Source organism: Achromobacter sp. UBA2119, from assembly GCF_002331005.1.
GTDB classification, from domain to species: Bacteria; Pseudomonadota; Gammaproteobacteria; order Burkholderiales; family Burkholderiaceae_B; genus Achromobacter; species Achromobacter animicus.
The window spans coordinates 264,399-284,055 of sequence record NZ_DCYD01000019.1 but is presented as its reverse complement, the minus strand read 5'-3'; the positions used below and the strand labels follow the sequence as shown (position 1 = coordinate 284,055).

The window sequence follows — 19,657 nt, the reverse complement described above, 5'->3', positions numbered from 1 at the left end:
TTGTCAGGGTGTAGAGGCTTGCGGGTGGCCGGCCTGCTACTTGCGGACGAGCGTTCCGCAGGCGTGCGCCTGGCCGCCAGCATTGTGCGGGAATTGCGCCGCAAGCGCGTCAAGGCATCTTTTTCTTGCCCAGCAACGTCAGCGTCAGGCTGCGGCCGGTGCGCATGAAAGGATAGAGCGCCTTGGACAGGCACGCGTTGCTGAATATGGTGGCGTTCAGGCGATTGAACACATCGCTGCCCGTGCTGAGCAAGGCCAGCCGGTGGATCGCGTCCGCGCCCCAGTAGTCGCGGCCGTCCAGGTGCAACAGCATGCCCTGGTTCAAGTCATAGCCTTGCGCGCGATGGTGCGCGGCCAGGTCGGGATGGTCGCGCATGTTCAGCATGGCGATAGGCCCAGCGGCCTTGCGCAGCCGCATCATCCGCACGTAGTTCGAGCAGAAGGGGCAATCGCCGTCATAGAGAAGGTAGTTTTCGTCGGACTGCATCGTCGGGATCCGTCGGGGTTTGCAGAAACATACCGCAAAAATCCGTTCGGGCGGTCCGCGGGGCGCGTTGCCGACGAGCGCGCTGTCGAAATGCGCGCGGCCGGCAAGCGCCGGAACCGGTGCCTTCAGCCGCCCCGATGTCCGTGATGGCGCGGCGCCGCCACGGCGCGCGTGTTCTCCTTGTGCTGGGAACCGACCAGCGCCTTGCGCCGGGCTTCTTCCTGCTGGTGATCGGACTTTGCGCGCTCTTTTTCCGCACGCGGCGGCGCATGCGTGTCGGGCGCGGCGGCCGGGGCCGCGTGATGGGGATCGGGGCGGGAAGTCGTGGGCGTCATGGTGCGCACCTGCAAAGCCAACGCGGCATATGCCGCGTTTTCACGTTACGCCCGCGCTCCGCGATTCTCCAGGGTTCAATTGCAACAGCGTGCGCGCGGCTCAGGTCCGCGGCCGGCGAGCCGGCGATTCCCGATCCTGCGACCGCCATCCCGCGCGCAATTCGGCAATCCGGCGGACCGCGTGTTGCGACATCTTCCACCACCCGAATGGCCGCGGGTCCGCCAGCATGCTCATGGCACGGGCGTAGTCCAGCGTCAGTCCCGGGGTCCAGGCCATCGTGAGGGCACGCTTGCGGATTTGCGCGGCCACCCAGAGCTCGGGCGTCAGCAGCAGCCGGATCAGCACCCGCCAGCCGGCCTCGCCGCCATGCAGGCGTCCCACGACGCCATCCAGCGCGGCGTCCAGCGCCCGTGACACGGTGCTTGAGCAGTTGCGGTGGGTGAGGTTGTAGGTGGCGTTTTTACGGTACTCCCGCCAGAACGCCGCCAGCTTGTCCGCATCGTAGTTCCGGATACGCACGCGTACGTTCGACGGGCACCAGGCGTTTGACTCGGTCGCGTAATCGGGTTGATAGACCCCCGGAACGTCGTTGTCGGCCGTGGCGCGAAGCAGCGCGCCGAAGTCGTCGGGCGACCGGTCGATTTCCTCTTTTGGGTACAGGCTGATGTAGATGCCTTCGGGTGACTCCAGCGCCGCGTGTCCCGTTGAGATGACACCGTTGACGTCGACCGCCGCGATGTAGCGATCCACCAGCGGATAGCTGCGGGTCTGCGCCTTGGCCGAGCCCGATGGCGTCCAGACGTGGACGGTCAGCGCGCGCTCGGAATCGGCAGGCGGGCCGTCCCAGATTTGCGGCTTGGCCTGCTCCGGCGCGGCAGGTGCAAAGCCCATCGACTGCGTGGCGGCGAAGGCGGGGTTCGAGGCCAGATGCCGGACGCGGCGCGCCAGCCACAGCAGCTTTGCGCCCGCAATGCCGAGGAATAGCCCAAGGCAATACGGCACGGTACCCACGTAATTCGTGGGGTACGGCTGGAAGAAAAAGATCGCCAGCAGAATTTCCGCCACGCCGCCGGCAAACGCGTAGCGCCAGCGCTCGTAGCGCACGACGTACCCCGCGATGCACTGCAGCAACCCATCCACCAGGAACAACGCGCCGAAGATCATCGACAGGACAAAGTGTCCGTGATGATGCCCCGCCAGAATCAGCCCGCCCGCCACGAGAACGAACAACCCTTTCGCGTAGCGCAGCACGCGCTGGCCCCCGACGCCGCTGGAAGCGATCAGCAGCGTGCCCAGACCTTCGATGATGAAGAGGACAGCAAAGGCGTTGAGCGGAAAGTAGAGGGCGTCGTCCAGGGCATCGATGAACACGACGATACCGGCCACGAGGAACACCGCGCCCGCGATGGCCAGCGCGCGCCATCGCTGGCGCAGGTAGGGGACTCCCAACAGAAGCAAGACCAGCTGCGCCATGGCGGCAAACCCCGCAAAGTCGATAACGTGTACACGAACATAAGGGCAGCCGGGTGGCCGCGTCAACGCGTGGGATGAATCGGCAGGCGGCCCGGGGCCCGATTCGCCGTCCGCAAATTGGGGCCTGATCAAGTGTCATAAATATCCACCCGGACCTATGGTTAACACCTAGTCAAAACATGCCGACGGCGTATAATCTCGCTTTGCGCCCGGAGTTACCCATGCGTCTCGTTCAAAAAGCGCTCACCTTCGACGATGTGTTGTTGGTGCCTGCGTATTCCGAGGTGTTGCCGCGCGACACCTCCCTGGCCACGCGCCTGACTCGCAATATCAGCCTGAACATCCCCCTCGTGTCCGCCGCCATGGACACCGTCACCGAATCGCGTCTGGCCATCGCCATGGCGCAAGAAGGCGGCATCGGGATCATCCACAAGAATCTCTCCGCCGACGCCCAAGCGCGTGAAGTGGCTCGCGTCAAGCGCCACGAGTTCGGCATCGTGATCGATCCGGTCACCGTCACCCCCCAGATGAAAGTGCGCGACGCCATTGCGTTGCAGCGCCAGCATGGCATCTCGGGCCTGCCGGTCGTCGAAGGCCGCAAGCTGGTCGGCATCGTCACCAACCGCGATCTGCGCTTCGAAGAAAACCTGGATCAGCCCCTGCGCAACATCATGACGCCGCAGGAACGCCTGGTCACCATGAAGGAAGGCGCCACGCTCGACGAAGCGCAGGCCCTGATGCACAAGCACCGTCTGGAACGCGTGCTGATCGTGAACGACGGCTTTGAACTGCGTGGTCTTGCCACCGTCAAGGACATCGTCAAGAACACCGAACACCCGATGGCCAGCAAGGACGCCCAAGGCCAGCTGCGCGTTGGCGCGGCGGTGGGCGTGGGCGGCAACACCGAAGAACGCGTGGAAAAGCTGGTCGCCGCTGGCGTCGACGTGCTCATCGTCGATACCGCGCACGGCCACTCCAAGGGCGTGCTCGAAGGCGTGCGCTGGGTCAAGCAGAACTACCCCAAGGTTGAAGTCATCGGCGGCAACATCGCCACCGCAGCCGCCGCGCGCGCGCTGGTCGAACACGGCGCCGACGGCGTCAAGGTCGGCATCGGCCCGGGCTCCATCTGCACCACGCGTATCGTGGCCGGCGTCGGCGTGCCGCAAATCCACGCCATCTCCGAAGTGGCCAAGGCGCTGGAAGGCACGGGCGTTCCGCTCATCGCCGACGGCGGCATTCGCTACTCGGGCGACGTCGCCAAGGCGCTGGCCGCTGGCGCATTCGCATGCATGATGGGCGGCATGTTCGCCGGCACCGAAGAAGCCCCCGGCGAAGTCGTGCTGTTCCAGGGCCGGTCGTACAAGTCGTACCGCGGCATGGGCAGCCTGGGCGCCATGACGGAAGGTTCGGCCGACCGTTACTTCCAGGACCCGGCCAACAACGCCGACAAGCTGGTCCCCGAAGGCATCGAAGGCCGCGTCCCCTACAAGGGCAGCGTGCTCGCCATCATTTACCAACTGGTCGGCGGCATCCGCGCCTCCATGGGCTACTGCGGCGCCGCCACCATCGACGACATGCGCACCAAGACCGAGTTCGTGGAGATCACCTCCGCGGGCGTGCGCGAGTCCCACGTGCACGACGTGCAGATCACCAAGGAAGCGCCCAACTACCGCGCCGACTGATCCGCACAGTCAACTACAATGTCATGCATCACGCACCGGCAGATCCGCAAAGAACAGCGGGTCTGCCGGTGCGGTTTTATTTCCAACGGGTAGAGTCTCCATGCACCAGCGCATTCTTATCCTCGACTACGGTTCGCAAGTCACCCAGCTGATCGCCCGCCGCGTCCGCGAAGCCGGCGTCTATTCCGAAGTCCACCCTGGCGACGTCGACGACGCCTTCGTGCGCGAACAGCAGGCGCAGGGTCTGAAGGGCATCATCCTGTCCGGCAGCCACGCTTCGGCCTATGAAGAGGGCTCCATGCGCGTGCCGCACGCCGTGTTCGAGCTGGGCGTTCCCGTACTGGGCATCTGCTACGGCATGCAGTCCATGGCGCAGCAACTGGGCGGCGTGGTCAGCTTTTCCGACCACCGCGAATTCGGCTACGCCGAAGTCCGCGCTCACGGTCACACCAAGCTGCTGGAAGGCCTGGAAGACTTCAGCACGCCCGAAGGCCACGGCATGCTCAAGGTCTGGATGAGCCACGGCGACAAGGTCACCGAACTGCCCCCCGGCTTCAAGCTGATGGCCTCCACGCCTTCCTGCCCCATCGCCGGCATGGCCGACGAAGACCGCCGCTTCTACGCCGTCCAGTTCCACCCCGAAGTCACGCACACCGTTCAGGGCAAGGCCATGCTGGCCCGCTTCGTGAACGAAATCTGCGAATGCACGGGCGACTGGAACATGCCCGACTACGTCTCTGAAGCCGTCGCCCGCATCCGCGAGCAGGTCGGCACCGACGAAGTCATCCTGGGCCTGTCCGGCGGCGTGGACTCCTCGGTTGCCGCCGCACTGATCCACAAGGCCATCGGCGACCAGCTCACCTGCGTCTTCGTCGACCACGGCCTCTTGCGCCTGGACGAAGGCAAACAGGTCATGCAGACCTTCGCCGAAAACATGGGCGTGAAGATCATTCACGTCGACGCCACCGCGCAATTCATGGGCAAACTGGCCGGCGTCGCCGACCCCGAAGCCAAGCGCAAGATCATCGGCCGCGAATTCGTGGAAGTCTTCCAGGAACAGGCCGGCAAGCAAAAGAGCGCCAAGTGGCTGGCTCAGGGCACGATCTACCCCGACGTCATCGAATCCGCCGGCGCCAAGACGGGCAAGGCCACGTCGATCAAGTCGCACCACAACGTGGGCGGCCTGCCGGACACGCTGAATCTGCAACTGCTGGAACCCCTGCGCGAACTCTTTAAGGACGAGGTCCGCGAACTGGGTGTGGCGTTGGGTCTGCCGCCGCAGATGGTGTATCGCCATCCCTTCCCGGGTCCGGGTCTGGGTGTGCGGATTCTGGGCGAAGTGAAGCATGAGTATGCCGAACTGCTGCGCCGTGCCGATGCGATCTTCATTGAAGAGCTGCGTAATACCAAGGATGAGGCCAGCGGCCTGACCTGGTATGAGCTGACGTCGCAGGCGTTTGCCGTGTTCCTGCCGGTGAAGTCGGTGGGCGTGATGGGCGATGGCCGCACGTACGAGTACGTGGTTGCGCTGCGCGCGGTGCAGACGTTTGACTTCATGACCGCTGATTGGGCGCCGCTGCCGCATCCGTTGTTGGCTCGGGTTTCTTCGCGGATTATCAATGAAGTGCGCGGGATCAATCGGGTCGTTTACGACGTGTCGAGCAAGCCGCCGGCGACGATCGAGTGGGAGTGATCCGGCGTGGTGTAGTTGGGTAAAACAAAAGGCGCTTCGGCGCCTTTTGTTCTGGTCTGGCGCTAGCTAGGAGGGGCTGAGGTCCTAGGTAATGGATGGTTGGTCAAACGGTGAATTAGTGAAGAAGGTGCAGCCTGACAAGATATTTCTATGACGAGCTCATGTTCTCGCCGCGTTTCTGGCCACCGTTCTACTGGGAGGCGGCACGCCCAGGGCCTGTACCTCTCGTTTCCTCATTCATTCGATGCGCAGTTCAGAGCTAAAGTACATCTTTCAAAAGACGCGTCGCCGAACGAGCCAGTACTCAAGTCTTGCACCATTCGATCGGCCCCTTCCGGATCAAAAAGTGGCATCGGCACATTTTCTGCTGATCGATCAAAGGCGAAACCGTTGGGCGCGTCCCCAAATTATGCTCAACCTCCCAACGTGGACGGCGTTCTGGATTCAGTGAAAGCGATATTTGCACACCGGATCCGCCTGGACAGCTTAGGCATGCCCATTTCTTCACTCCGCCATCCATCACTAGCCACGCTCGCCGGCAGGGATTTCGGCTTTGCCCAGCTATAAAATGCGGTAAGATGCATGAAATTTCAATGAGAAATCAGGCGTGTCTGCAACCGCACTATCCGCCGTTGAGCCCCTTCGAGGGGCCGCAGCTCATCTTGCCGATGAGCTGCAAGCCGGTCGTGTCTATCGGCGCGAGGACCTGGCACGTCTGTCCACTGCAGTGGATAGGCATCTCCGTGCGCTGATAGCCACAGGAAAGCTGAAAAAACTTGCTCAGGGCCTCTACCACGCGCCGAAGCAGTCCAGCTTTGGCCCGCTGCCACCAACTGATGACCAAGTGGTGGGGGGCTTTCTTCGTGACAAGGACTTTTTGGTGTTTTCACCCTCGGCCTACAACGCCGTGGGTCTTGGTACCACTCAGCTCTATAACCGCACCTTGGTCTACAACCACAAGCGCCATGGTGTTTTCCAACTTGGCAACCGGCATTTCGATTTCCGAATGAAGCCGCGCTTCCCGAAGAAGCTAACGCCCGAGTTTCTGTATGTCGATCTGCTAAACAACCTTGAAGAGTTGGCCGAGGATCGTGATGCCGTTTTGCGCCAAGCGCGTGGCAAGCTGTCCTCGTTCGACTCAGTCCGGCTGCAGCGAGCTGCCGACAGTTTTGGCAATGTGGCGACGCGCAAGCGCCTGCGGGAGTGGATGAGTGCCTGATTTCCTGCACGCGCGGAAGGACTTTGGTCAGTTGCTTGCGCTTGTCGCTGACGAACGAGGGCTTGATCCTATGTTGGTCGAAAAAGACTACTGGATCATGCATTGCCTGTGGGGTTTGCAGGCACAGGGCTTCCAGTTTGAACTAAAGGGAGGGACGTCGCTCTCGAAGGGCTTTGGTGTCATCCACCGTTTTTCCGAAGACATCGATATTCGCATAGAGCCGCCCGCCGACATGGATGTTAAGACGGGACGCAATCAAGACAAGCCAGCGCACGTACTTTCGCGCCGTACGTATTACGACGAGCTGGTGGCACGTATCAGTATCCCAGGCATCGGCAACGTTGAGCGCGACACGCAATTTGACGACGACAAGATGCGCAGCGCCGGCATCCGCTTGATATACACGCCAAGCGTATCGGCATTGGCAGGCGTCAAAGATGGAATTTTGTTGGAGCTTGGGTTTGACGATACGGCACCCAATCGAGCTGTCACGATCTCGTCATGGGCTTTCGATGTTGCCAGAGATCGCGGCGTACACGTGTTCGACAACCGTGCAGTCGCGGTACCTTGCTATGCGCCCACGCACACTTTCGTCGAGAAGCTTCAGACAATTTCCACCAAGTATCGTCGCTTGGGTGAATCGGACGCATTTCCGGGGAATTTCCTTCGGCACTACTATGACGTGTACTGCCTTCTGGGTTTGGAGGAGGTGCAGGCATTCATGCGGGAGCCGGCCTACCGAGAGCGCAAGGCGCAGCGCTTTCGGAGCGGTGATGAGCAGGTGATTGCACGAAACCAGGCCTTTGTCCTTGCTGAAGCTGCACAACGTGAGCGCTTCGCGCTGGAGTACCGCAAGACGCGAGCGCTGTATTACCAGGGGCAGCCTGATTTCGATGCGCTCGTGGCCCGAATACATGAGCACATCGACGTGATGTGAGCTGTTGATCAGCTCTTCCCAACAGCGGCATGCACCCAACCTCTTCATACAGAACCAATTCAAAGAAGCAGCAATGCTGGAGTGATCACGAAAAGCCGTGCTGGAGAGCGCGGATTGGTTGACCGTAGCCCAAGATTGCCGAACATATTGAATCGAATCAGGCCAGCCTGAGTGAGCTATTTAGGCAATGGGTGCGAGAACGGCGGAGTTTTACGATTCGCCGCGATGGTGTCGATTATTTCCCCGGCTTTGGTTTGGGCAGGGTGGCAGCGTTTTAAGGGCTGGAGACCATACTGGAGGTCTTTGGAGATGCCAGGGATGGCTGGGGCCTAGCCTACTGGTTCCTTTCGGCCAACAGCTTTCTCGGCGGGACACGTCCTCGAATCACGTCAGCGTCTGAGCCTGAGCCGGATCGCAGCCGCGAAGGATGAGATGCAAGGTGTCGTGCGCGGCTAAATCCTGCGGAACTCTGTCTGTGGACTCCATTGGTGGGGGACCGAAGACGCGACAATTGCAGCAGCACCTATGGGAGATGGCTCAGGTACTGGCCATAGCAATCGAACTGACCGGCGACGAGAAGCGAGCCGCGTTCCTCTTGTGCAATTAGCCGTTGCGTGCCTTTTGCAGTAAGACGTCCAATTCACTCGTCCAGGAGGGAGGACCGAGGCGGTCACCACTAATATTAAGATTGCACTTCTTCCCAAATGCGAATAAAGACGTTGGGTGTTTCTAGTTGCTGTGCATAAAATTCGTAACTAATAGTTTGCGGCGGTAGGAGGATGCAAAGCATGGCGAGGCGAAGGAAATCAGGAGGAGGTGGGGGCATTGTTGCAGTCATCGTGGGACTATTGGCGCTGTTGGCTGCTATTCCGCGCGAGATCTGGATCGGGGTCGGCGTGCTCGCCGCCATCGGCGTTGGCATTTATCTCTATCTCAAGTCCCAGGGCGGTGCTCAGGAGGCCGCTCGTCCTGCTCGCGCTGTTCCTTGTCCCGAGCGTGGCGCGCCGGTTGCGCCGAGCCCGGCGGTCAGTGCGCGCGTGTCCAGCCGACTCTCTGCCGATGAACAGCCTGTAGCGGTAGCGGCCAGCCCAGCATCTGCCACACCGTCGTTTCGCATCCCGGCCGCGCCCAAGCGCTTCGGCCCCGGAGCCTGGGTTCCTGCCGGAGAGGCGGTTGAACTCGGGGGCGTCTCGATTCCCGGCGGCCTCATCTATGTCGGCACGTCGCTGCCCGCCTCCACGGGTGGCAATGATCCATGCCTCATCGATCCGTCGAAATCTGTCGCATCCAATGGCGATTACACAGAGCGGCAGATGGGCTACTGGCCGAGCTACTCGGAGATTTCACCTTCCGCCCGTCGCGCCTATCTGAACTGGCTGGCAGGCGGCAGGCAGGATCCCGAGGCCGATGTTGGGTACGTCTTCATCTTCTTCTACGGGTTGGAGCGCCGCGCCATTCTGGATGCCTCGAAGGACGACGCAGCCAAGGCCGACTGGCCTGTGATTGCAGCGGAACTGCGTCGGTTGCTGGACATCTATGGCGACAAGTCGGGCTCATTCCGAAGCTATGCGGGCTCGCTGCTGGATTGGGTCTCTCTGGCCGAGCACCCCGAGAAGGCCTATCTCAAGCCTATTCCGAGTTTTCCCAAGACTTACGAACTGCCTCTCTATATCCGTGTCGCCCTTGGCCAGGCGGCGGTCGATGGCGTGCCGGTGTCGGCGCAACTGGCACTGGCCTGGGCTAAGCTGGACCCGACCAACTACCTGCGAACGCCTGCAACGCGTTGCCCCGAAGAGTTCGACAAGCTGTTCGTGTCGAAGTACCACGAGATGTTTGGGCAGGGCTTGGCCCTTCCGAGAAACAAAACCAAGATCAAGCTAGTTCATCGCCCCGCTTCTGCAGGCTTTCGCGGGTACACGGACCTGACCCTGTCGTTTGGGAATACGCCCGACGTCACCGTGCTGACGGGGCCCATCAACAAGTTGCGCCAGGTTGTCGAGGCGGCCACGAAGGAGCTGGAGCCGTTCAGCCGCTATGTGGGGCGGAATCCAGATGGCAGGCATGCGCTGGAGGGGCTGCTGCAATTGCCTGCCACGCTGTGGCCCGAAAGCGCCCAGAAGGCCTTGCATGACCTGAAGGCACGCATGGGCGAGGAGGGGATGATCGCCATGTCGTTCCAGGAACTGCTCGGCAGTCTGGAGGCCAAGACGACTTTGACACGAGACCGGACGCTGGCGTTGGCGCGAGCACTCGAATCCTTGAACATCGGCATCGAACCGGATGTCCTCGGAGGAGCCAAGCTGCCCAAGCCCGACGAGAAGGTAGTGCTGTTCGCCGTGCCTCCGAGAGAGGCTGCCAGCCACTCCACGCCGGTTTACCAAGTCGCCGTGCTGACGCTGGACCTAGCATCGGCCGTTGCTGCGGCCGATGGTGAGTTCAGTGTCCAGGAAATGGGGCATCTCCGAGCGCAAGTGCAGTCCTGGGCGCACCTCACGCCGAATCATGTCCGCCGGCTTCTTGCGCACCTGCGCCTGCTGATGACGACGCCGGCATCACTGACCACGCTTAGAAAGAAGCTGGAACCGCTGGATGCTGCTGCCAAGGAGACCATTGCCGCGTTCATGGCCACGGTTGCGCAGTCCGATGGAGATGTTTCGCCAACGGAAGTGAAGATGCTGGAGAAGGTCTATAAAGTCCTTGGCGTTGAGCCCAAAAAGGTGTTCTCCGACGTGCATGCCGTGGCGGTAGGAGCAAAGCCAACGGCGACGACTGTCGCGAAAGCCGAGGAGACGGGGTTCAAGCTTGATCCCGCGCGCATTGCCGCCCTCCAGAAGGATACCGAAGCCGTATCGGCGCTGTTGTCGGGAATCTTCAAGGAAGAAAATCCGCCCGGGCCGGTGCTTGTCGAACCCGAGCCTGAAGGCAATACCGAGGCGGCATCACCAGGACTGCTCGGCCTGGACGAGGCGCACAGCGCGCTCGCGCGCCTGCTGTTGTCGCGGCCGGAATGGACAAAGGACGAGCTCGGCGACGCCGCCGCCGACCTGGACCTGATGGTCGATGGAGCCATCGAAGCCCTCAACGAGGCGGCCTTCGACTTGCACGACATACCGTTCACAGAGGGCGAGGATGTCGTGACGGTGAACCCTGAACTCCTGGAGAAGCTGGAAGCATGAACGCACCGATCCGCCCCAGAGACCGCGACGCGGTCATCCAATCGTTACGTGCGGGTGTCGTGCCGCGCAGCGGTCAGCACCTGATCCAAGTCGGCCGCGCCCGGGAAATCGAGACACTGGTAGACGACATCGCCCGCATTGCCGATGGGGGCTCGGCATTCCGTGTCGTCATCGGCGAGTACGGCGCTGGCAAGACCTTCTTCCTGAATCTGGTGCGTGCCGTGGCCCTAGAGAAGAAGCTCGTGGTGGCGTCGGCCGATCTGAACCCGGACCGGCGTCTTCACGCCAGTGGCGGACAGGCCCGTTCGCTCTATGCCGAACTCATGCGCAACCTGTCGACCCGAACCAAGCCGGATGGGGGCGCTCTTGCGGGCATCGTCGAGAAGTTCATCGCCACGGCCAAGACGGAGGCCAAGGCATCCAGTCAATCGACCGAGGCGGTCTTGCGCCAGAAGCTCGACCAACTGACCGAACTGGTGAACGGCTACGACTTCGCGGACGTCATTGCTGCCTACTGTCGTGGCTATGAGGAGGGCAACGAGAACCTCAAGTCCGATGCCATCCGCTGGCTGCGGGGGGAATTCGCAACCAAGACCGATGCCAGGCAGGCTCTCGGCGTGCGGAGCATCGTCGATGATTCCGAGGTCTATGACCAACTCAAGCTCATGGCGCGCTTCGTGCGCTTGGCCGGCTTTTCGGGCCTGCTAGTTGGCCTGGATGAACTGGTCAATCTCTACAAACTGGCCAACACGCAGGCCCGCAATGCGAACTACGAACAGATCCTGCGCATCCTCAACGACTCGCTGCAAGGCACAGCCGTGGGACTCGGATTTGTGCTTGGCGGGACGCCGGAGTTTCTGCTGGACACCCGGCGTGGACTCTACAGTTATCCCGCCTTGCAGAGCCGGCTCGCGCAGAACACCTTCGCCTCGGATGGCCTGGTCGACTTTAGCGGGCCGGTTGTCCGGCTGTCGAGTCTCACGCCCGAGGACTTCTACGTCCTGCTGCAGAAAATTCGCTCCGTCTACGCCTTCGGCGACGCCGACAAGTTTCTCGTTCCGGATCAAGGCATCTTCAGCTTCATGGAGCACTGCTCCAAACGCATCGGGGACACCTACTTCCGAACGCCGCGCACGACCATCACGGCCTTCATCAACATGCTCGCTGTGCTCGATCAGAACCCTGGTGCGGCATGGCAGGACTTGCTGGGCGGCATAGAGGTTGCCGCGGACAACGGCGGCGTGACTGATCAGCAGGTCGAGGCGGACGACGGCGATGAGTTCGCCTCGTTCAAGATGTGATGGTCCGCGTCTGAACACATGTCCGGCGACAGCGCTTCCTTCTTCCTGCTAGACGAGCGTATCCAGCGTTTCCTATGGGCCGAAGGCTGGGAGTCGCTGAGAGATGCCCAGGAGGCGGCCATTCCGCTGATCGTCAAAGCGGACCGTGACGTCATCGTGGCCGCCGCCACTGCCGCTGGCAAGACCGAAGCGGCATTTCTGCCGGCGCTGACAAACCTGCTTCAGGCGGAGTCGCAGGGGCTCATCGTCTACATTAGTCCGCTCAAGGCGCTCATCAATGACCAGTTCGGTCGCCTCGACCGGCTGTGCGAGCAACTGGAAATTCCGGTATGGCCCTGGCATGGTGACATCTCTTCCTCGGCCAAGGCACGCTTCCTGGCGAAGCGGCAAGGGGTCTTGCTCATCACGCCGGAGTCCCTGGAGGCAACGTTGTGCCATCGAGGTTCGTCGATCGGTGCGGTGTTCAACCGGCTGACGTTCTTCGTCGTCGACGAGCTTCACGCCTTCATCGGATCGGAGCGCGGCAAACAGCTTCAATCCCTGATGCATCGCATCGAGTGGGTCATCGGTCGCCAGGTCCCGCGTGTGGGGCTTTCGGCAACATTGGGCGACATGCGCCTGGCTGCCGATTTCCTGCGCCCGGGGCAAGGAGGCTCGGTCGCATTGGTGGAGTCGAACTCCTCCCACAGTGAACTGAGAATCCTGGTCAAAGGCTACGAGGAGCCTCTGGCCGTGCGCAATGAGGATGGCGACGAGGAGCCAGAGTCTGTCACCCCGGCCAAGATTGCCCTGCATCTGTTCCGGGGCTTGCGCGGCACGAACAATCTGGTCTTCCCGAACTCGCGCCGTGAGGTCGAACGCTACACCCACCTCCTCAACAAACTTTGCTCGCAAGAGAAGGTGCCCAATGAGTTCTGGCCGCACCACGGCAGTTTGTCCAAGGAGATCCGCTCGGAGACTGAGGCGGCGCTGAAGCAGAAGGAATTCCCCGCGACGGCTATCTGTACCAACACGCTGGAGTTGGGCATCGATATTGGCGCCGTCAAGAGCGTGGCCCAGATCGGCCCGCCACCGTCGGTAGCCAGCTTGCGACAGCGCCTGGGGCGGTCGGGTCGGCGCAAGGGAGAGCCGGCCATCTTGCGGGGCTACAGCGTGGAGAGCGCGCTTGGCGGGAAGCCCTCGCTCGCCGACGAACTCCGGCTGGAGACGGTGAAGGTGACGGCGATGATCTCGCTGCTCCTGGAGGGATGGTTCGAACCACCCATGGCGCATGGCGTTCACCTGTCGACGCTGGTTCAGCAGATGCTGTCCTATGTGGCACAGAACGGCGGAGCGTCCATCGGGCAACTTCACGCGATGTTCTGTGCCTCCGGGGCCCCTTTCACGGGGCTAGACAAAGGTGAGTTTGTGGAACTTGTTCGCCATCTTGGCCAGAAGGAGCTGCTGATGCAGGAGTCCAGCGGTCTCCTGCTGCATGGCCGTATCGGCGAGAAGTTCGTCAACCACTACACCTTCTATGCCGCGTTTGCAGCTGACGAGGAGTTCCGCATCGTCTGCGGCGGGAAAACGCTCGGCACCTTGCCGGTATCGCAGATGCTCAGTGTGGGCCAGCGCATTCTGTTTGCTGGCAGGACCTGGCTGGTGGAAGATATCGACGAGGAGCAAAAAACCATATTTGTCGTCCGCTCTGGTGGCGGGGCGCCGCCGTTGTTTTCGGGAGGAACAGGGCGCACGCACACGCGCGTTCACCAGCGAATGCGCCAATTGTTCGAGTCCTCCGAGGTGCCGCCGTTTTTGGATGAAGTGGCCAGGCGGTTCCTGGCCGAGGGCAGGGCGAACTACGCCGAGCGAAATCTGGCGAACGGATGTGTGGTGGACCAAGGGCGAGAAGTGGTGCTTCTGACCTGGCTTGGGGATGCCGCCAACGAAGCGCTGGCTTGCCTGCTCCGCCGGCGAGGCTATTCGGCCAATGCGGCCGGCCCGGGCATCGAAGTCTTCAAGGGGGTTTCGGGTATCGAGAGCATCGTCGATGCCCTTATCGATGCGGCGGTGGATGAGCCTCCGCTGCTTGACATGCTTCTGGCCGACGTCCGCAACCTGCAGCGCGAGAAGTGGGATTGGGCTTTGCCCGATGGACTCCTACGCAAGGCGTATGCAAGCCTGTACCTGAACCTTGAAGAGGCTCTCTCCTGGGCAAGGGCACTTCCTGGTGATCACGCATTCCATAGCCGTGAATCCCTCTGAAGAGCCCATTTCTGATACCGTTGGGTCCTTGCTTTCGGAGTGCGATTGTCCTGCTGAAGCAGCCCATTAGGACAATTGCAAGGCCCCCGAAGGGCTCTATCAGTTCGATGGGCCAACATGGGTATGCATGAAACCACTCAGGTCGCCTCACCCCAGCAAGACCAATCCGTCGGTATTCCTGACGGTATCAATCTCCCCACCCCAACCCGAAACCCTTGCCACACAACGCTCCCCACCGCCCCATTGACAATCGAGTGGGAGTGATCCTGCGGCCGGCATAAACCGGCCTCAAGCAGTACGCATGACGCCGAAAGCCCGCTTAACCGCGGGCTTTCGGCATTTGTGACCGGACGGCGGGTGGTGTTTCGTTATCTCTTGCTCCGCGACCATCCCCAGCGGAATCCATAGAAAGCCAAGGTGAATATGGGCGCCGTTATTGTGGCGGACAGCAGGCTTTGTCGAACGGAAGAAGCCTGACGTAGTACGCAACCAGATACACCGTTGCGAAGCAGACCAGGAAAATGCCGATCGCAGTCCGTCCAACGTTGGGTTTGGCAGATAGCGCACTCTTTCTGGCGCTGGACGAGGCAATGAAGATCAGAACGGTGTTCGTGGCAATCATGAGAGTTTCATCGGTAGTCATGGTGCGCGCTCGAATAGCGGTGATGGTGCTGTGGAGGCTAATCGGCCGCGAAGAGGAATGCCAATTAGAACAATCCGATTCGCGGCGGCGCCGTCGAACGCCGAGGCCGCTCATCGGGGGTCCATAAATGGTGTCAGACCATTGATATACTGCCCGATCTCATTTAGGTAACACCCCAGGAGATATCGGATGCGCTTAAAGGCCCTTGCACTTGGTTTGATGTCTGTTAGTGGCACGTCGGTGGCTGCACCGGACAGCACGCAAACCTTGCAGCAAGCCTTGAAGCAAGTACCGCAGGTGGTGTTGAGCGCCCCTGAAGCGATACAGATATCTTTCCTGGACGTGCAAGCGTGGCGGGGCCTTGAAAAGACCGGACCCACCGCCGACGCCATGCGTCGGTTGTCCATTGCCCAGGCAATCACGCCGCTTCAATCCATTGGCCACGGTCTGGACAAGTGGTCCGATAGCGCGCATATCGCTTTCGACGAGTTGTCCTATTTCGCCGGATTTGGCCAGTCGCCCAGCAATGTCACCTACTGGGGCCTGAACGACAAACAAGCCGCGGCGAAGTTTGTGGATCGACTGAAGCAGGCTGAGTTCAAGCCGGTGGAAAGCGATGTGGCCGGCCTGTTGGCAAACGGCGAGCCCAATAAGCCCGATCTGGCCAAAGCCACCGGGCAGCAGCCATGGCGGGGCACGATGGGCATGCCGACGTTTGTCTTGCCGCTTGATACAGCGTTGGTGCAGGCGGCAGGGCCGGCGGGAATGAAGACGCTGTCCCAGACTGCGCCGTCCGTTGCGGACAGCGAGATCGTTGCGGCTGCCGTGGCCGGGTTGAAGGAAGCCGTGCCTGCGGATGGTGGGAAGATCGTGCAAGCGGCCGTCATCTCGCCGGTTTTTGGTCTGCAAGGGGTCGATCCGGCCAAGGTGTTGTCGGGATCGCCCGGCGATCTGGATAGTGCGAAGCAGAAGCTTCAGGCGGCCGCGGCGTCCAGCGGGCGCGGCATTCCGCCTTACTTTGGGGGCATCATTGCCGATGTGCAGGTCAAGGATGCGCCGGCCGTTGTGATTGCTTTGTCGTATGCAGATTGCGCCGCCGCTCAGCAGGCGGTCGATGGTGTTGGCGCTGCGTGGAAGCAGGGCATGGCAGCGGCGGTGCAGGCCGATGTGAAGGGACGTACCGTCCAGGCTGGCAAGCTGTGCGCGGCGGTCGTCAGCTTGACTGCGCCAAAGGCGGAGAATGTGGGCAATCCGATTCTTAGCCAGATCATGAACCGCTATATGCAGCGCGACGCTTCGGTTCTGCAGATCGGTTCTTCGCAGCAGTAACTGACCGGCTTCCGAGTTAGCGACTTGATGTGCAGGTTTGGCAGTCGCTGCACCGAACATAGTGAGCAGGCGGCACGCCGAGTTGCCTGCACTCTCCCTGCGCTTTTAGCAGCGATGCCAGCGGCCAGCTGAGCTCCCAATGACGCGGGGCGCAATGAATGTCATGCGCCGGTTCCGCAATTAACGGGCGGAGCAAAGACCCTCGATGACTCGACGTGCGTGAGTGATGAACGCCTCGGTTTCAATCGCATGCCGCTGCGCCAAATCGTCCGGCGCTTGCCCAAGATAAATTGCCCGCGCGTGGTTGAGGATCGGCCGAAATTGCGGTTCGATCCGCGCCAGCAGCCACGCCGCCGCGTCCGCCTTTGAAGCGATTTCCTTCGTCACAGCCGTGTACCAGATGCGCGCCAGCGCCAGGATGATATTTCGCTCGTCGTCCGCCCAGTCCTCTGGTTGGTTCCACTGCGCAACGGTGTCGAGCAATGCGCGCATCAGATCTTGGCGTGGAACGGCGTCAAAAAGCTGGTCGGCGGGCGGGCCGAAGATCGGAATGCTGTGGCCCAATACCTTTGTCAGCAGGATGGCGAGGTCGTGGTCATGCATGGGCGGCTCCACGATGCCCGCCAGTAAGTCTTTGCGCAGCCATTCGCCAAACTGAAGTTCTCGGCGGGCCGGGTGGCGCCAAGGCACGACATGCTGAAGCGCCATCACGGTGACTTCAAGTGCGCGCAAACTGGGCGACTGGCCCGGTGGCGCGGAGACCGTCAGAAGTTCGGTCGCCAACGCACGGAGCGTGGCCGCGTCGGGCGACTCGGTCATGGTGACGAGCAGGTCGATATCGCTGTGTGGTTGCAGCCCGCCGTCGACGGCGGAGCCGAACAGATGGATGGCGGCAAGGCGGGTTCCGAGATGGCGGTCGATGACGCGTCTGGCGTCATCGATCTGCGTGGCGATGGCGATGGGCGGAGCTTGGGTCATGCAAGGATAATAGCCAAGCGTCGGGGCCATGGGCCAGCCGGATGGTTCCCGCGTGCGATCCGCCTCCATAACAGTTTTCATCGAAGCTTCATGACCAACTATCCCCAACTTTTCAGTCTTCAAGGCAAGATCGCCGTCGTGCTGGGCGCGGCGTCCGGCATCGGTCAGGCGTCGGCGCACGCGCTGGGCGCGATGGGCGCTTACGTGATGTGCGCGGACCGCGACGAGGACGGCGCGCAAATCTCGGCGCAGCAGATCATCGACGGCGGCGGTGCGGCCAACTGGATGCAGACCGATGCCGCCAGCGGCGAGTCCATCGCGCAATTGGCCGCCAGCGTTCTGGATGAAAAAAACCGGATCGACATCGCGGTGGCAACCCCGGCGCTGAACATTCGCAAGCTCATCGTCGATTACACGGAAGAAGAATTCGACCAGGTGGTGAACCTGAACCTGCGCGGCGCCTTTCACTTCATGCGCCATTTCGGCCGGCCAATGATGAAGCAGGGCGCGGGCAGCCTGATCCTCTGTTCGTCGATGCGCGCCGTGACGATCGAGCCGGGGCTCGGCATTTATGCGGCCACCAAAGCGGGCATCGAGCAGATGGTGAAGGCGTTTTCGGCCGAGGTCGGCAGCTACGGCGTGCGCGTCAACGCGGTGATGCCGAGCATCATCGAGACCCGTCTGACCGAGCCGCTGAAGGAACGTCCCGAGATCTACAACACCTACGCCGGCCACACCGTGCTGAACCGCTGGGGGCAGCCGTCAGAGGTGGGCGCTGCGGTGGCGTTCTTGGCATCGGATGCCGCGAGCTATATCTCGGGGAGCAGCCTGGCGGTGGATGCGGGCTGGACGGCTATCGACGGGCCGCCTACGGGGTTGACGCAGACACGGCCGTCAGAATGAGCGCGGCGGCGCTCGGTGGCGTTACGATGATGACCCTCTGGTTCCATCGCACGCCGGCCTGACTGGCCGGTTTGCCACGTACCGACTTTCAACGTCTCGCTGTTCAGACGCGCGAGGCTTGCCCCGGAGAATGCCCACGTGACGACGTTCGAATCGCAGAAGGGAAAGTACTTCGTTCTCAGCGCAAGCCTCTGGCGCGATGGTATTGGCCCTGGCATTGTGATCGCCAACGAGGAAAAGCTGATTCGGCCCGGCATGTACACGATGGTCCCGCCCGACGGCGATCCTTCGCAATACTGCGAACGGCCGCACATCGTCCATGTTCCTGAAAATGGCGGAGCGCTTCGGCAATTCGAGCAGTGGTGCGGCATCTGGATCGTCTCGGAGCCGTTGAAGCAGGTCTTCGAGTCGGTCGATTCCGAGGCCTTTGTGTTCAGCGCTTGCGACTACACGCAGGCCGACGGCTCGCCAGGGCCGCAATATTATTTTTGCAGCGTGATGCGCACGCTCGACGCACTGGATGTGGAAGCGTCGCGGGTCAAGAAGAAGTACGACCGGAATTTCTTTACCGGCGAAGACGAGCTGTACTACAGCATTGTGGGCGGAGCCAATCTCGTGTTTCGAGAGGAGCGCATCGGCAGTGCGCACATATTCCATCAGACGCAGATGTCGATCGACCCGGTCGTCGACCGGGTAATGTATGACGCGCTGTGTGCCGCGGACCTGAATGGGGTCGAGCTGCGGGATGCGGCGGATTTGTGATCATTCAGATCGGCGTTGTTAAATCGGCAATTGGCTTGGAGTGTCGGGTAGCAAAGATATGGCATCGGTATTCGTTCTTGGCGAAGATAAAACGCGGCAGATCCGCGATTGGACACTCCACTGGAGCGACAAGCACCAGAACCTGGTGCTGACGTGCCATTTTCCCTCGGGCAAGTCCTTTAGCCGCCCCATCAGCGATTGCCGGGTCGAGCCGACTCGTGAGTTGAACGACGTGCTGCGCATGAAGAAGGGAAGCGCCGTGGCCAAGCCTGTCGAGAGGGCGATGGTCTACGGTGAGAAGTATGTCGCCATCGAGTACGCAGGCGCTTCCAGAATTTATGTGGAGAAGCTTGCGGACATCGAACTCGTTCCACAGGCCCCGTTGCACGGCGGTGACGTATTCCAGTATTTCGTTTCGGTGGCAACTGGCCGCGAGGACGCGGCAATCGGGACCAGAAGATCGTTGCGGCGAATGTGACCCGGCAGCTGGGTCG

Annotated in this window: 17 protein-coding genes; 11 read left to right on the top strand and 6 right to left on the bottom strand. The window is 61.5% G+C overall.

The window, feature by feature from the left end; all coding sequences use genetic code 11:
• Window positions 1-109 precede the first annotated feature (109 nt).
• The 3 genes from B3098_RS24775 to B3098_RS24765 all read right to left on the bottom strand — a co-directional run bounded on the left by B3098_RS24775 (window position 110) and on the right by B3098_RS24765 (window position 2,296).
• Window positions 110-487: a DCC1-like thiol-disulfide oxidoreductase family protein gene (locus B3098_RS24775; RefSeq protein ID WP_056562054.1), complete on the bottom strand. Its 378-nt coding sequence runs from the start codon at window positions 485-487 to the stop codon at window positions 110-112.
• Between the two features lie 125 nt (window positions 488-612).
• Complete coding sequence (locus B3098_RS24770; RefSeq protein WP_286899656.1) at window positions 613-822, bottom strand: hypothetical protein; 210 nt, start codon at window positions 820-822, stop codon at window positions 613-615.
• Window positions 823-922: 100 nt separating this feature from the next.
• On the bottom strand, window positions 923-2,296 hold the full coding sequence (locus tag B3098_RS24765) for an HdeD family acid-resistance protein (protein WP_279972001.1): 1,374 nt from the start codon (window positions 2,294-2,296) through the stop codon (window positions 923-925).
• Window positions 2,297-2,517: 221 nt separating this feature from the next.
• On the opposite strand from B3098_RS24765, the gene guaB reads away from it, so the two are divergent.
• Window positions 2,518-3,978, top strand: a complete 1,461-nt coding sequence (guaB, locus tag B3098_RS24760; RefSeq protein ID WP_175121189.1) for an IMP dehydrogenase — start codon at window positions 2,518-2,520, stop codon at window positions 3,976-3,978.
• A gap of 100 nt (window positions 3,979-4,078) precedes the next feature.
• Window positions 4,079-5,671: a glutamine-hydrolyzing GMP synthase gene (gene guaA / locus B3098_RS24755; protein ID WP_175121190.1), complete on the top strand. Its 1,593-nt coding sequence runs from the start codon at window positions 4,079-4,081 to the stop codon at window positions 5,669-5,671.
• A 304-nt stretch (window positions 5,672-5,975) separates the two neighbouring features.
• Here the strand turns inward: guaA and B3098_RS24750 are convergent, their stop codons facing one another.
• Window positions 5,976-6,191, bottom strand: a complete 216-nt coding sequence (locus B3098_RS24750) for a DUF6527 family protein (protein WP_286899654.1) — start codon at window positions 6,189-6,191, stop codon at window positions 5,976-5,978.
• A gap of 87 nt (window positions 6,192-6,278) precedes the next feature.
• Between B3098_RS24750 and B3098_RS24745 the strand changes: the two genes are divergently transcribed.
• The 5 genes from B3098_RS24745 (at window position 6,279) to B3098_RS24725 (ending at window position 14,548) form a co-directional block, all read left to right on the top strand.
• The gene (locus B3098_RS24745; RefSeq protein WP_286899653.1) at window positions 6,279-6,890 is read left to right on the top strand and encodes a hypothetical protein; all 612 of its coding nucleotides are present in this window, start codon (window positions 6,279-6,281) and stop codon (window positions 6,888-6,890) included.
• Complete coding sequence (locus B3098_RS24740; RefSeq protein WP_286899651.1) at window positions 6,883-7,827, top strand: nucleotidyl transferase AbiEii/AbiGii toxin family protein; 945 nt, start codon at window positions 6,883-6,885, stop codon at window positions 7,825-7,827. The genes B3098_RS24745 and B3098_RS24740 overlap by 8 nt, the downstream gene beginning before the upstream one ends.
• 779 nt (window positions 7,828-8,606) lie before the next feature.
• On the top strand, window positions 8,607-11,003 hold the full coding sequence (locus tag B3098_RS24735; protein WP_286899648.1) for a TerB N-terminal domain-containing protein: 2,397 nt from the start codon (window positions 8,607-8,609) through the stop codon (window positions 11,001-11,003).
• Complete coding sequence (locus tag B3098_RS24730; protein ID WP_286899646.1) at window positions 11,000-12,304, top strand: ATP-binding protein; 1,305 nt, start codon at window positions 11,000-11,002, stop codon at window positions 12,302-12,304. The genes B3098_RS24735 and B3098_RS24730 overlap by 4 nt, the downstream gene beginning before the upstream one ends.
• Before the next feature lie 18 nt (window positions 12,305-12,322).
• Window positions 12,323-14,548, top strand: a complete 2,226-nt coding sequence (locus B3098_RS24725; protein WP_286899644.1) for a DEAD/DEAH box helicase — start codon at window positions 12,323-12,325, stop codon at window positions 14,546-14,548.
• A 433-nt stretch (window positions 14,549-14,981) separates the two neighbouring features.
• Here the strand turns inward: B3098_RS24725 and B3098_RS24720 are convergent, their stop codons facing one another.
• Window positions 14,982-15,191: a hypothetical protein gene (locus B3098_RS24720; RefSeq protein WP_286899643.1), complete on the bottom strand. Its 210-nt coding sequence runs from the start codon at window positions 15,189-15,191 to the stop codon at window positions 14,982-14,984.
• 189 nt (window positions 15,192-15,380) lie between these two features.
• Between B3098_RS24720 and B3098_RS24715 the strand changes: the two genes are divergently transcribed.
• Window positions 15,381-16,520 (top strand): hypothetical protein, encoded by a 1,140-nt coding sequence (locus B3098_RS24715; RefSeq protein WP_286899642.1) that lies wholly within the window; start codon window positions 15,381-15,383, stop codon window positions 16,518-16,520.
• 180 nt (window positions 16,521-16,700) lie between these two features.
• Here the strand turns inward: B3098_RS24715 and B3098_RS24710 are convergent, their stop codons facing one another.
• Window positions 16,701-17,498 carry an aminoglycoside adenylyltransferase family protein gene (locus B3098_RS24710; RefSeq protein ID WP_286899641.1) on the bottom strand — a complete coding sequence of 266 codons (798 nt, stop codon included), beginning with the start codon at window positions 17,496-17,498 and terminating at the stop codon, window positions 16,701-16,703.
• A gap of 90 nt (window positions 17,499-17,588) precedes the next feature.
• On the opposite strand from B3098_RS24710, the gene B3098_RS24705 reads away from it, so the two are divergent.
• The 3 genes from B3098_RS24705 to B3098_RS24695 all read left to right on the top strand — a co-directional run bounded on the left by B3098_RS24705 (window position 17,589) and on the right by B3098_RS24695 (window position 19,641).
• Window positions 17,589-18,401 (top strand): SDR family NAD(P)-dependent oxidoreductase, encoded by an 813-nt coding sequence (locus tag B3098_RS24705; RefSeq protein WP_286899639.1) that lies wholly within the window; start codon window positions 17,589-17,591, stop codon window positions 18,399-18,401.
• A 138-nt stretch (window positions 18,402-18,539) separates the two neighbouring features.
• Window positions 18,540-19,163: an imm11 family protein gene (locus B3098_RS24700; RefSeq protein WP_286899638.1), complete on the top strand. Its 624-nt coding sequence runs from the start codon at window positions 18,540-18,542 to the stop codon at window positions 19,161-19,163.
• Between the two features lie 58 nt (window positions 19,164-19,221).
• Window positions 19,222-19,641 (top strand): hypothetical protein, encoded by a 420-nt coding sequence (locus tag B3098_RS24695; protein ID WP_286899636.1) that lies wholly within the window; start codon window positions 19,222-19,224, stop codon window positions 19,639-19,641.
• Window positions 19,642-19,657 lie beyond the last annotated feature (16 nt).

Excerpts from the sequence above, each read along its gene's own strand:
- B3098_RS24775 (WP_056562054.1), bottom strand. The coding sequence starts at position 487 with ATGCAGTCCGACGAAAACTACCTTCTCTATGACGGCGATTGCCCCTTC.
- B3098_RS24770 (WP_286899656.1), bottom strand. The coding sequence starts at position 822 with ATGACGCCCACGACTTCCCGCCCCGATCCCCATCACGCGGCCCCGGCC.
- B3098_RS24765 (WP_279972001.1), bottom strand. The coding sequence starts at position 2,296 with ATGGCGCAGCTGGTCTTGCTTCTGTTGGGAGTCCCCTACCTGCGCCAG.
- guaB (WP_175121189.1), top strand. The coding sequence starts at position 2,518 with ATGCGTCTCGTTCAAAAAGCGCTCACCTTCGACGATGTGTTGTTGGTG.
- guaA (WP_175121190.1), top strand. The coding sequence starts at position 4,079 with ATGCACCAGCGCATTCTTATCCTCGACTACGGTTCGCAAGTCACCCAG.
- B3098_RS24750 (WP_286899654.1), bottom strand. The coding sequence starts at position 6,191 with ATGGATGGCGGAGTGAAGAAATGGGCATGCCTAAGCTGTCCAGGCGGA.
- B3098_RS24735 (WP_286899648.1), top strand. The coding sequence starts at position 8,607 with ATGCAAAGCATGGCGAGGCGAAGGAAATCAGGAGGAGGTGGGGGCATT.
- B3098_RS24730 (WP_286899646.1), top strand. The coding sequence starts at position 11,000 with ATGAACGCACCGATCCGCCCCAGAGACCGCGACGCGGTCATCCAATCG.
- B3098_RS24725 (WP_286899644.1), top strand. The coding sequence starts at position 12,323 with ATGTCCGGCGACAGCGCTTCCTTCTTCCTGCTAGACGAGCGTATCCAG.
- B3098_RS24720 (WP_286899643.1), bottom strand. The coding sequence starts at position 15,191 with ATGACTACCGATGAAACTCTCATGATTGCCACGAACACCGTTCTGATC.
- B3098_RS24715 (WP_286899642.1), top strand. The coding sequence starts at position 15,381 with ATGCGCTTAAAGGCCCTTGCACTTGGTTTGATGTCTGTTAGTGGCACG.
- B3098_RS24710 (WP_286899641.1), bottom strand. The coding sequence starts at position 17,498 with ATGACCCAAGCTCCGCCCATCGCCATCGCCACGCAGATCGATGACGCC.
- B3098_RS24705 (WP_286899639.1), top strand. The coding sequence starts at position 17,589 with ATGACCAACTATCCCCAACTTTTCAGTCTTCAAGGCAAGATCGCCGTC.
- B3098_RS24695 (WP_286899636.1), top strand. The coding sequence starts at position 19,222 with ATGGCATCGGTATTCGTTCTTGGCGAAGATAAAACGCGGCAGATCCGC.